Consider the following 12,112-nt stretch of genomic DNA (forward strand, 5'->3'; position numbering starts at 1 on the left):
TTTCATGCGTTATACGCAGGCTTTAATACGCCTCACAGAGCTTTGTGCTGGTGCGTTAGCAAGAAGCGTTATTCAGGTTTGCCATCACGGGGGAACAATGAGCACGGGAAGCCCAATATTTCAGTTACGCCGCCTTGCGGCGCTTTCTCTGGTTGGATTTTGGCTGGCAGGCTGTAGTTCAGGCGACAACACACAAGCACCCATTAGCCAGGTTGGAGATAATGGCAGCAGCGGCGGCATGCTTAGCGCGTCAGGCGGCGTTCCATCGACGCCACGTCAGGGAGGTATGATTAGCAACACTGTACCTTCCGCGCCCAGCAGCGGTGCAATGGTTAGCGGCAATGATAATGTTCAGACGCAAAACGGCCGCATCGTATACAACCGCAGTTATCAGAATATTCCGAAAGGTAGTTACGCCGGCGATACTTATACCGTTAAACGCGGCGACACGCTGTTCTATATCGCCTGGATTACCGGCAACGATTTCCGCGATCTGGCGCAGCGCAACAACGTGCAGGCCCCGTACGGCCTGAATGTCGGCCAGACGCTGCAGGTTGGCAACGGCTCAGGCCAGCCGATTACGGGCGGCAATGCGATTACCGCAGCCGACGCAACGCAGGGCGGCGTCCCGACCGCGCCGCAAATTAAACCAGCGCCTGTTGCACAGCAACCAGTTATTACGTATTCTGATGATTCGGGTAACTCGTCTGGTAGCAAAATGTTGCCGTCGAAGGGAACAAATGTTGCAACGACAACAGCTCCCCCCGTGGTTGCCGCACCGCCCACGGTTAGCAGTACAACGAACAGTTCGACGCCGGTTGGAAGCTGGCGTTGGCCGACCGATGGGAAGATTATCGATAACTTCTCCGCCTCTGAAGGGGGGAACAAAGGAATCGATATCGCTGGTTCGCGTGGACAACCTGTCGTCGCTACCGCATCAGGAAGAGTAGTGTACGCAGGCAACGCGCTTCGGGGTTACGGCAACCTGATCATCATTAAGCACAATGATGATTACCTGAGTGCCTACGCCCATAACGATACAATGCTGGTCCGGGAACAACAGGAAGTTAAGGCGGGGCAAAAGATCGCTACCATGGGTAGCACCGGAACCAGTTCAGTTAGATTACATTTTGAAATTCGTTACAAGGGGAAATCCGTAAACCCGTTGCGTTATTTGCCGCAGCGATAAACCGGCAGAACCCTGCTGTTCTGCCCTGGGATCACGGGTAGGAGCCGCTTATGAGCCAGAATACGCTGAAAGTAAACGAGTTACATGAAGATGCGGAATTCGAGGAGAACGGAGCTGAGGTTTTTGATGAGAAGGCTCTTGTTGAAAATGAACCCAGTGATAACGACGTAGCGGAAGAAGAGTTGTTGTCACAGGGTGCGACGCAGCGCGTTTTGGATGCGACGCAGCTCTATCTCGGGGAGATTGGCTATTCCCCGCTGTTAACGGCAGAGGAAGAAGTGTTCTTCGCTCGCCGCGCATTACGAGGCGATATTCCTTCTCGTCGCCGCATGATTGAAAGTAACTTACGACTGGTGGTGAAGATTGCCCGCCGCTACAGCAATCGTGGTCTCGCGCTGCTTGACCTGATTGAAGAGGGCAATCTCGGTTTAATCCGTGCCGTTGAGAAGTTCGACCCAGAGCGTGGGTTCCGTTTCTCAACCTATGCCACCTGGTGGATTCGTCAGACGATTGAACGGGCGATCATGAATCAAACCCGTACCATCCGCCTGCCGATTCACATTGTTAAAGAGCTGAACGTTTATCTGCGCACCGCGCGTGAACTCTCCCACAAGCTCGATCATGAGCCGAGTGCGGAAGAGATCGCGGAGCAGCTGGATAAGCCCGTTGACGACGTCAGCCGTATGCTGCGTCTTAACGAACGCATCACCTCGGTTGATACGCCGTTAGGCGGAGACTCCGAAAAGGCGCTGCTGGACATTCTGGCCGATGAGAAAGACAACGGTCCGGAAGACACCACGCAGGATGACGATATGAAGCAGAGTATCGTTAAGTGGCTGTTCGAACTGAACGCCAAGCAGCGCGAAGTGCTGGCGCGTCGTTTCGGCCTGTTAGGCTATGAAGCGGCAACGCTTGAGGATGTGGGCCGCGAAATCGGTCTGACCCGCGAGCGCGTACGCCAGATTCAGGTTGAAGGCCTGCGTCGTCTGCGTGAAATCCTGCAGGCGCAGGGTCTGAACATTGAAGCGCTGTTTCGTGAGTAACTGACAAGTTGTAAGTACAAAAAAGCGGTGGCCGTGGGCCTCCGCTTTTTTTTTGCTGCGACAGCGGCGGCAGGGCCGGGAAGACCTGCCGCCAGGGAGCGCTACACCAGCGACTTCAGTCGGTAAATCCACTCCAGCGCCTGACGCGGCGTCAGGGTGTCGGGATCCAGCGCTTCAAGCGCCTCCACGGCTGGCGAGCTCTCTTCCACCAGCAGCGGCAGCTGCGAGCCGTCGATGGTCGAAGAGGCGGAATGGTTCGACAGCGTCTCCAGCTCCTTCAGCTTATTGCGCGCGCGCTTGATCACCTCTTTCGGCACGCCCGCCAGCGCCGCGACCGCCAGACCGTAGCTTTTGCTGGCTGCCCCTTCCTGCACGCTGTGCATAAAGGCGATGGTGTCGCCGTGTTCGACCGCGTCCAGATGGACGTTGAACACGCCTTCCATTTTCTCCGGCAGCGTGGTCAGCTCGAAATAGTGGGTGGCGAACAGCGTCATCGCCTTAATGCGGTTCGCCAGGCTCTCCGCGCAGGCCCAGGCCAGCGACAGGCCGTCATAGGTCGAGGTGCCGCGCCCGATTTCATCCATCAGCACCAGGCTGTTTTCGGTGGCGTTATGCAGAATATTGGCGGTTTCCGTCATCTCCACCATAAAGGTCGAACGGCCCGAGGCGAGATCGTCCGCCGCGCCGATACGGGTAAAGATACGATCCAGCGGACCGGTCACCGCCTCTTCCGCCGGCACAAAGCTGCCAATCCAGGTCATCAGCGCGATCAGCGCCGCCTGACGCATGTAGGTGCTCTTACCGCCCATATTGGGGCCGGTGATGATCAGCATGCGGCGCTGTGGCGTTAGCGACAGCGGGTTGGCGATAAACGGCTCTTTCAGCACCTGCTCGACCACCGGATGGCGACCGCCGGTGATTTTTATGCCGGGTTTCTCCTGCAGCGTCGGGCGGCAGTAGTTCAGCGTCCAGGCGCGTTCCGCCAGGTTGCTTAGCACGTCCAGCTCGGCGAGCGCGGCGGCGCTGAGCTGCAGCGCTTCCAGGTGGGGCAGCAGCTGGTCAAACAGCGACTCGTAGAGGCTTTTCTCCAGCGCCAGCGCCTTGCCCTTCGAGGTCAGCACCTTATCCTCGTACTCTTTCAGTTCCGGGATGATATAGCGCTCGGCGTTTTTCAGCGTCTGGCGGCGCACGTAGTGAATCGGCACATGGTCGCTCTGGCCGCGGCTGACCTGAATGTAGTAGCCGTGGATGGCGTTGTAGCCAACCTTGAGCGTGTCGAGGCCAAGCTTTTCGCGCTCGCGGATCTCCAGTCTGTCCAGATAGTCGGTGGCGCCGTCCGCCAGCGCGCGCCACTCATCCAGCTCTGCGTTGTACCCCGGCGCGATAACGCCGCCGTCGCGGATCAGCACTGGCGGCGCCTCGATAATCGCCGCTTCAAGCAGCTCGCGCAGCTCGGTGAACTCGCCCATCTGTGCGCGCAGACGGATTAGCGCCGTCGATTCGACGTTGGCCAGCAGGGCGTTCAGCTCCGGCAGCTGCTGAAAAGCGTGGCGCATGCGGGCTAAATCGCGCGGACGCGCGGTACGCAGCGCCAGACGCGCCAGAATACGCTCCAGATCGCCCACCTGGCGCAGCACCGGCTGCAGGGTGTCGCTCAGCGGCTGAAGCTCGGCGATGGCGTCCTGGCGCTGACCGATCGTCTGCGCGTCGCGCAGCGGCATATGCAGCCAGCGCTTGAGCATGCGGCTGCCCATCGGCGTCACGGTTCGATCCAGCACCGCCGCCAGCGTGTTCTCCGTGCCGCCGGCGAGGTTCTGCGTAATTTCCAGATTGCGGCGCGTGGCGGCGTCCATGATGATGCTGTCCTGCTGTCGCTCCATGCTGAGCGAGCGGATATGCGGCAGGCTGGTGCGCTGCGTATCCTTAACGTACTGCAGCAGGCAGCCCGCCGCGCGCAGCGCCTGATGCGCCTGCTCGACGCCGAATCCATTAAGATCGCGGGTGCCGAACTGCATATTAAGCTGCTGACGCGCGGTCGCGATCTCGAACTCCCACAGCGGACGACGGCGCAGGCCGCGACGCTGGTCAATCAGCGACATCGCCTGCAGATCTTCCGGATAGAGCAGTTCGGCAGGATTGGTGCGCTGCAGTTCGGCGGCCATGGTTTCGGCGTCCGCCGGTTCGCTCAGGCGAAAACGGCCGGAGCTGATATCGAGCGTGGCGTAGCCGAACCCCTGCGGGCTCTGCACGATGGCGGCCAGCAGGTTGTCGTGACGCTCCTGCAGCAGCGCTTCGTCGCTGATGGTGCCCGGAGTGACGATGCGCACCACCTTGCGTTCAACCGGCCCTTTGCTCAGCGCCGGATCGCCGATCTGCTCGCAAATCGCCACGGATTCGCCCAGCTGCACCAGTTTCGCCAGATAGCTCTCCACCGCATGGTAGGGCACGCCCGCCATCGGGATCGGTTCGCCTGCCGAAGCGCCGCGTTTGGTCAGCGAGATCTCCAGCAGCTGCGAGGCGCGTTTCGCGTCGTCATAGAAGAGCTCGTAGAAGTCGCCCATGCGGTAAAACAGCAGAATGTCAGGGTGTTCCGCCTTGAGGCGCAGATACTGCTGCATCATAGGCGTATGAGCGGTGATGTCCTTATCGACTGATTTGTTCATAAATAATTAGCTCTTAAATCATTCGGTTATTGGGCAAGCCTTGCATCGGACTGCGCGATCTGGCGTATGTAACGGGATCAACCCATTCAGAAACAGAGAGGATGCACGGAAAAATGCGGCCCTGGCTGCGAGATAAGCTGCGTCTGAAAGCCATTATGAAAAGTTGCCTGCTGAACATCAAGGCTGCCGCTTTTTCACCGCCAGGGCAAACGTGTTTCGTCCTGAACGAATAAGGCGAGTGCCGCAAAACCTGGGTTAATGCGCACGACGTTATCAGGCCGCGGCCTAAAAGCCCAACGGATCTCCGTTTGATAGCGGGCCTGTGCGAGGCGCTACGCAAAAGGCGCTGATGCCAGCTGCTCCAGCAGCAGCGTTTCACCCGCCAGCGCCAGGCAGGGGCCGAAAGGCAAGGGCAGATGCAGCGGACGCCGCATACACAGGCGTGCCAGCAGCGCGGCGCTTAAACCGGTGCAGGAGGCGATCAGCAGCAGCAGGGGAAGCGGCTGCCAGCCCAGCCAGGCACCGAGCGCCGCCAGCAGCACGGCGTCGCCGCCGCCCAGCGCCTCCCGATGACGGAACAAACGCCAGGCCCAGGCCAGCAGCCGGAACAGCAAATAGCCGCTGGCGGCGCCAAGGATCGCCTCCGCCGGACTGCTGTGCGGCAGAACGCCCAGAGCCTGAAACAGCAGTCCGAGCCAGAGCAGCGGCAGAGTCAGCGCATCGGGCAGCAGCTGGACGCGCAGGTCGATCAGCGATAACGTCAGCAAAAAGCCGCTCATTACCAGCGCCGCCAGCAGCACGCCGTTCCACGGCAGTTGCCAGGCAAGCAGCAGGCTTATCGCCAGCGCGGCGAGTTCGATCGCCGGGTAACGCCATGAAATGGGACGGCAGCAGCTGCGGCAGCAGCCGCGCAGGCGCAGCCAGCCGAGCAGCGGAACGCAGTCGCCTGCGCGCACCGGCGTTTTGCAGCGCGGGCAGTGGGAGCGAGGCAGCAGCAGCGAGAATCCCGGCTGCGGCTGCAGCACCATCAGCGGCAGGCGATAGATCACCACGTTGAGAAAGCTGCCGACGCAGAGCGCGGCGGCGGCCAGCAGCAACCAGCATAAGAGGTCATAGCTCATCGGTTTCGGTTCCTCTTCCTTGATGCGCCGGTTTTGAGCAACCGGCTTAACCGCCAGGGGCTGAACGCACTCTATCTTTATTGCTGTCGGCGTACAGCATAACCTGCTGTTTTCTGTGAGCCTTGCGTCCCGTGCCGCAGGATGACGCTGAAACAGCGCAGCCGTTTGCCGCGCTTCCTGCGCCAGTTCACAGCTATGCACTGGCGCTATTTTTGCGTTTCGCCCTGTCTATTCCGTGAGTGAATGTTTACCATAATTCGTTACCTTCACTGCATGCTTATGGATATCAAATGCGTTTTAAGATCACCTTGCTTCCGCTTGTTGCCTTACTTGCCGCCTGCAGCAGTAAACCTGAATCCGCGCCGCAGGCCGCTACCCTGGCGGCGCCGAAAGGGGGCTTTCTGCTGGAACAGTCTCACGCCGTCCAGCCTGTGCTTGGCGACTTTGCCGGTAATCCGGCCGCCGAAAAATTCATCGACCAGATGGTGGAGAAGCATGGCTTCGACCGCCAGCAGCTGCACGCGGTTATCGGCCAGGCGAAACGGCTGGACTACGTACTGCGCCTGATGGATCGTCAGGCACCCGCCTATACGCCGCCCGCCGGGCCCAACGGCGCCTGGATCCGCTATCGCAAGCAGTTCATTACGCCGGACAACGTGCAGAACGGCGTCGCCTTCTGGAACCAGTACCAGGACGCCTTAACGCGCGCGCAGCAGGTCTACGGCGTGCCGCCGGAGATTATTGTCGGCATTATCGGCGTAGAGACGCGCTGGGGCCGCGTCATGGGGAAAACGCGCATTCTCGACGCGCTCGCCACGCTGTCGTTTAACTATCCGCGCCGCGCCAGCTACTTCAGCAGCGAGCTGGAAACCTTCCTGCTGATGGCGCGCAACGAAGAGGACGATCCGCTGGATCTGAAGGGATCGTTCGCCGGCGCGATGGGCTACGGTCAGTTTATGCCTTCTTCCTATCAGCAGTATGCGGTGGATTTCAACGGCGACGGCCACGTCAATCTGTGGGATCCGGTAGACGCCATCGGCAGCGTCGCGCACTACTTCAAAGAGCACGGCTGGCGCAGCGGAGAGGGCGTCGCCGTTCCCGCCAGCGGTCAGGCGCCGCTGCTGGAGAACGGCTTCAAAACCAGCTACACGCCGCAGATGCTGGCGGCGTCCGGCCTCTCTCCGCAAGGTTCGCTCGACGGCAATAACCAGGTCAGCCTGCTGCGTCTGGATATGGGTACCAGCTATCAGTACTGGTACGGACTGCCTAACTTCTACGTCATTACCCGCTACAACCACAGCACGCACTACGCGATGGCGGTATGGCAGCTGGGCGAGGCGGTTAGCAAAGCGCGCAGCGGCGCGATGTTCTGATAGTTGCCCTTATCAATAGTGCGGGTATATGATGGCGCCCCTCTGGCGTCATCATATCTGTTGTTTCAGGAGCTGTTATGCAATCACTTCCCGCATGTCCCCTTTGTCAGGCTGATTACAGCTGGCAGGATGGCGACAACCTTAACTGTCCCGCCTGTGGTCATATCTGGTCGCCGGGCGAAGGCGAAAGCACTGCGGATCGTCTTGTGGTGCGCGACGCCAACGGCAATCTGCTGGAAGATGGCGATACGGTGACCGTGATTAAAGATCTCAAAGTGAAGGGCAGCTCCTCCACGCTGAAGATCGGCACCCGCGTGAAAGGGATCCGTCTGGTTGAGGGCGATCATAATATCGACTGCAAGATCGATGGTTTTGGCCCGATGAAGCTGAAATCGGAGTTCGTAAAGCGCGGATAACGCAGGCGGGCGCGTCGCGCCCGCATCAGCGCCTTAGTCAAACAGCCGGTCGAGCGCCTCGCACTGCTCAGCGCTCAGCGCGCCGCCATAGTTGCGCGACTGGCTGGTCATCGAATCGAACCGGCGTGCCACCGCGGTTTTAATGGTGGTGACAAAATCCTCTCCGATGGCGTAAATCGCCATCATCTTGCCGATGCGCTGCTGAATGCGCGTCAGCGCCGCCAGATCCTGCTCGCGCCACGCCTGCATCGCCGCAGCGAAAAGCTCCGGCACGATGTTATTCAGACCTGAAATCACGCCCGCGCCGCCTGCCAGCAGATTCGGCACCAGATATTCGTCATAGCCGGAGAGCACGGCGAAATCGTCGCGCACCTTTTTAGTTTCTTCGATCAGCGCGCGATTATGCGACAGGCAGTCGACCGTATCTTTTATGCCGATAAAATTAGGCAGTTCGGCCGCCAGCTCGCTGACCAGCGTCGGCGTCAAATCGCAGCCGGTACGCGCCGGAAAATTATAGGCGAACCATCTGCCGCCGATCTGCTTATCCAGCGCGCGGAAGTAGCTGAGCAGCTGACGCGGCGTCTGGCCGTAGTAGTAGGGCGGCAGCACCATCACCGCGTCGAAGTCGTTTTGCCAAGCGGCCTCGGCCAGCGCCAGCATATCCGACACGCAGGTGCTGGAGATATTGGCGACCATGCTGAGCGGCGAGAGCTGTCGCGCCTCGCGAATCAACAGCAATCGCTCCTGCTGCGTCAGCGAAGCAAATTCGCCAATGCTGCCCATCAGCAGTAAGGTATTAATGCCTGACGCGTTTAGTCGGGCGAAGTGGCGACCCAGCGCGTCGATATCTGGCTCTCCTTGCGACGTAAAAGGCGTAACGGAGGGGCACCACACGCCGGAAAATGCGGGTTGCGAGATCATAAACGCTCCTGAACGTGAAAAATGAAACACTGTTTTAACCTAATGCGCAGCGTGACGCTCTGCCAGCGCAGCGCGTAAAATTGGGCAGCGCATCGCATTTTTCCGCTTCGCAGCGTATTCAGGCTCACTCACACAGAGGCTCAAGATGCAGGACTGGGATCCCCAACTTTATCGACAGTTCGAATCGGAAAGGACGCGGCCTGCGCAAGAGCTGCTGGCACGTATTCCCGTTACCGACGTGCGTTTCGCCACGGATTTAGGCTGCGGACCGGGCAACAGCACCGAGCTGCTGGCTCACGCCTGGCCCGACGCGCGGATTATCGGGCTGGACAGTTCTGAAGCGATGCTGGCGCAGGCGCGCGAACGGCTGCCGCACTGCACTTTCCTCAAGGAGGATATTCGGCGCTGGCGCGCCGCTGAGCCGCAGCAGGTAATTTATGCTAATGCTTCGCTGCAGTGGCTGGACGCGCACGACAGCCTGTTGCCGCAGCTGGCGAGTCAGCTGGCGAGCGGCGGCGCGCTGGCGATACAGATGCCGGATAATCTGCAGGAGCCTTCGCATCGTCTGATGCGCGAAATCGCCGCCTGCGATCCCTGGCGTCAGCGTATCGGCGACGTAGAGCGGAAAAAGCCGCTCACCAGCGAGCGCTATTACGATTTGCTGGCGCAGGCGGGCTGCGAAGTGGATCTCTGGCGCACCACCTATTACCACGTAATGCCCGACGCGCAGGCGATTGTCCTGTGGCTGCAAGCGACCGGACTGCGGCCGTTTCTCAACGCGCTGGAACCTGACGAGCAGCCGCGCTTTCTGGAGCAGTATCATCAGGCGTTGCGGCTGGCCTATCCGCCGCGCGCCGACGGCCGCATTTTGCTCGCCTTCCCGCGTCTTTTTATCGTAGCGGTGAAAAAGGGGACTTCGCGCTGAGAGGCGTTGCGCAAAGCGGGCAGGCAATGTGCGGGATGGGTTGAAAATATCCCGCTTCTGCACCATGTTCTCTTAACCAGGCTAAAAGGATGAGTGGCGATGAACGATCTGGAACTGCAGCGCTTAAGCGCGGCAATAGGCAAACGCCTTCAGGCGGCAAGCGCGACGGTAACCTGCGCCGAGTCCTGTACGGGCGGCTGGATCGCCAAAGTATTGACCGACATCAGCGGCAGCTCCGCCTGGTTCGAACGCGGTTTCGTGACCTACAGCAATGAGGCCAAGCAGGAGCTGGTGGGGGTTGCTGCGGCTTCGCTTGCGCAGCACGGCGCGGTGAGCGAAGCCGTGGTGCGCGAGATGGCGCAGGGCGCACAGCGCGCTGCGCAGGCGGACTATGCGCTATCGGTCAGCGGCATCGCCGGGCCGGACGGCGGCAGCGCGGAAAAACCGGTCGGCACCGTATGGTTCGGCTTCGCGGCGCCAGGCGGAAAAGTAGTAGCGAAACGCCAGCAATTTCAAGGGGATCGCGAGGCGGTACGTCGGCAGTCCGTAGCCTTTGCGCTACAGACATTACAGGACGATTTTTTGGCAAATTAAGCTTGATACTGTATGACTATACAGTATAATTAGCAGCAACAGAAAGCGAGCAGGCATTTGTAGCGTGCTTACCCCCGTATGAGTCAGGAGTAGAAATGGCAATTGACGAAAACAAACAGAAGGCTTTAGCTGCTGCGCTGGGCCAGATTGAGAAGCAATTCGGTAAAGGCTCCATCATGCGTCTGGGTGAAGACCGCTCAATGGACGTGGAAACCATTTCTACCGGTTCGCTTTCACTGGATATCGCGCTGGGCGCCGGCGGTTTGCCGATGGGCCGTATGGTCGAAATCTATGGTCCGGAATCTTCTGGTAAAACTACGCTGACGCTGCAGGTTATCGCTTCAGCACAGCGCAAAGGCAAAACCTGCGCCTTTATCGATGCTGAACACGCGCTGGATCCGGTGTATGCCAAGAAGCTCGGCGTAGACATCGACAATCTGCTCTGTTCTCAGCCGGACACCGGCGAGCAGGCGCTGGAAATCTGTGACGCGCTGGCGCGCTCAGGCGCCGTGGACGTTATCATCGTCGACTCCGTCGCGGCGCTGACGCCGAAAGCGGAAATCGAAGGCGAAATCGGCGACTCTCACATGGGCCTTGCGGCGCGTATGATGAGTCAGGCGATGCGTAAGCTGGCGGGTAACCTGAAGCAGTCCAACACGCTGCTGATCTTCATCAACCAGATCCGTATGAAAATCGGCGTGATGTTCGGTAACCCGGAAACCACTACTGGTGGTAACGCGCTGAAGTTCTACGCTTCTGTTCGTCTTGATATCCGTCGTATCGGCGCGATCAAAGAGGGCGACGAAGTGGTCGGCAGCGAAACCCGCGTTAAAGTGGTGAAAAATAAAATCGCCGCGCCGTTTAAGCAGGCAGAGTTCCAGATCATGTACGGCGAAGGCATCAACACCTTCGGCGAGCTGGTCGACCTGGGCGTGAAGTATAAGCTGGTGGAAAAAGCAGGCGCCTGGTATAGCTACAACGGCGACAAGATTGGCCAGGGTAAAGCGAACGCCACCAACTTCCTTAAGGAAAACCCGGCGATCGCCAACGAGCTGGACGTTAAACTGCGTGAGATGCTGCTGAACAGCGCGAATGCCGAAGCGGGCGCCGCTAATGCGCCAGCAGGCGCGCTGGAAGACGCAGCCAGCGAGACGAACGAAGATTTCTAACCCTGTAACGGGAGTGGGCAATCCACTCCCGTTTTTAGTTTTAACGACCCTCTCTTTTCTTCCCCCTCGTTCTGCCGCCATAATCCCCTTCTGATTGAGCAAGGTGACCGCTATGAGTGAACAACCGCAACCTAAGGAAATCGCTTTTCCGCGACTGCTCGACCGCGCTATGCGCATTCTGGCGCAGCGCGATCACAGCGAGGCCGAACTGCGCAGAAAGCTGCAGCAGTCAGTGCAGCGAGCGGCCTTTATCCAGCAGAACGACCCTGAAATCATTACCGACGCGCAGCTGGATAAAGTCATCGGCTGGTGCCAGGAAAACGGCTGGCTTAATGAGGCGCGCTTTACTGAGCGCTTTATCCAGAGCCGCAGCCGTAAAGGGTACGGCCCGCAGCGTATCCGGCTAGAGCTGGGACAAAAAGGCATCGCGCGGCCAGAAATTGATATTGCGATGGAAGCCTGTGAGATTGACTGGGGCGCCTGCGCCGCGCAGCTGGCGGAGCGCAAATTCGGTCTTCCTTTGCCCACGGAATGGAAGGCAAAAGCCAAAGTTCAGCGCTTTTTGCAGGCAAAAGGCTTTTTCATGGAGGATATTCAGTCCGTTTTCAGAAATTTTGATGACTGAAAGCCGCGCGGGGTTTTACTTCCCTGTGAAGAAAATTTATCTTATTCCCACTTTTTTGTTCCACTGAACGGAC

At 59.2% G+C, this 12,112-nt stretch carries 11 protein-coding genes; 8 read left to right on the top strand and 3 right to left on the bottom strand.

Features of this window, described 5'->3' with window-relative positions:
- The first annotated feature begins 97 nt into the window (after window positions 1-97).
- Window positions 98-1,189, top strand: a complete 1,092-nt coding sequence (gene nlpD, locus PVE98_RS03810) for a murein hydrolase activator NlpD (protein WP_048783698.1) — start codon at window positions 98-100, stop codon at window positions 1,187-1,189.
- Window positions 1,190-1,239: 50 nt separating this feature from the next.
- Complete coding sequence (gene rpoS / locus PVE98_RS03815; RefSeq protein WP_048783701.1) at window positions 1,240-2,232, top strand: RNA polymerase sigma factor RpoS; 993 nt, start codon at window positions 1,240-1,242, stop codon at window positions 2,230-2,232.
- A gap of 101 nt (window positions 2,233-2,333) precedes the next feature.
- Here rpoS and mutS read toward each other — a convergent pair whose 3' ends face one another.
- Together mutS and PVE98_RS03825 are read right to left on the bottom strand one after the other, a co-directional pair.
- Window positions 2,334-4,895, bottom strand: coding sequence for a DNA mismatch repair protein MutS (gene mutS / locus PVE98_RS03820; RefSeq protein WP_096073725.1), 2,562 nt, complete (start codon window positions 4,893-4,895; stop codon window positions 2,334-2,336).
- A 332-nt stretch (window positions 4,896-5,227) separates the two neighbouring features.
- Entirely contained in the window at window positions 5,228-6,016 is a 789-nt protein-coding gene (locus tag PVE98_RS03825) for an A24 family peptidase (protein ID WP_096073724.1), read from the bottom strand.
- Window positions 6,017-6,306: 290 nt separating this feature from the next.
- Between PVE98_RS03825 and mltB the strand changes: the two genes are divergently transcribed.
- Window positions 6,307-7,389: a lytic murein transglycosylase B gene (mltB, locus tag PVE98_RS03830; protein WP_033752066.1), complete on the top strand. Its 1,083-nt coding sequence runs from the start codon at window positions 6,307-6,309 to the stop codon at window positions 7,387-7,389.
- Between the two features lie 77 nt (window positions 7,390-7,466).
- The gene (locus tag PVE98_RS03835; RefSeq protein ID WP_033752063.1) at window positions 7,467-7,805 is read left to right on the top strand and encodes a zinc ribbon domain-containing protein YjdM; all 339 of its coding nucleotides are present in this window, start codon (window positions 7,467-7,469) and stop codon (window positions 7,803-7,805) included.
- Between the two features lie 33 nt (window positions 7,806-7,838).
- Here the strand turns inward: PVE98_RS03835 and PVE98_RS03840 are convergent, their stop codons facing one another.
- On the bottom strand, window positions 7,839-8,726 hold the full coding sequence (locus tag PVE98_RS03840) for a dihydrodipicolinate synthase family protein (protein WP_096073723.1): 888 nt from the start codon (window positions 8,724-8,726) through the stop codon (window positions 7,839-7,841).
- A 145-nt stretch (window positions 8,727-8,871) separates the two neighbouring features.
- Between PVE98_RS03840 and tam the strand changes: the two genes are divergently transcribed.
- The 4 genes from tam to PVE98_RS03860 all read left to right on the top strand — a co-directional run bounded on the left by tam (window position 8,872) and on the right by PVE98_RS03860 (window position 12,039).
- Window positions 8,872-9,651 (top strand): trans-aconitate 2-methyltransferase, encoded by a 780-nt coding sequence (gene tam, locus PVE98_RS03845; RefSeq protein ID WP_033752057.1) that lies wholly within the window; start codon window positions 8,872-8,874, stop codon window positions 9,649-9,651.
- A 99-nt stretch (window positions 9,652-9,750) separates the two neighbouring features.
- On the top strand, window positions 9,751-10,245 hold the full coding sequence (gene pncC / locus PVE98_RS03850; protein ID WP_096073722.1) for a nicotinamide-nucleotide amidase: 495 nt from the start codon (window positions 9,751-9,753) through the stop codon (window positions 10,243-10,245).
- Between the two features lie 95 nt (window positions 10,246-10,340).
- The gene (gene recA, locus PVE98_RS03855) at window positions 10,341-11,414 is read left to right on the top strand and encodes a recombinase RecA (RefSeq protein ID WP_033752052.1); all 1,074 of its coding nucleotides are present in this window, start codon (window positions 10,341-10,343) and stop codon (window positions 11,412-11,414) included.
- Window positions 11,415-11,526: 112 nt separating this feature from the next.
- Entirely contained in the window at window positions 11,527-12,039 is a 513-nt protein-coding gene (locus PVE98_RS03860; protein ID WP_081876066.1) for a regulatory protein RecX, read from the top strand.
- The last annotated feature ends 73 nt before the right edge of the window (window positions 12,040-12,112 follow it).

The organism is Pantoea sp. GABEPS69 (genome assembly GCF_045780835.1).
Lineage (GTDB): Bacteria > Pseudomonadota > Gammaproteobacteria > Enterobacterales > Enterobacteriaceae > Pantoea > Pantoea septica.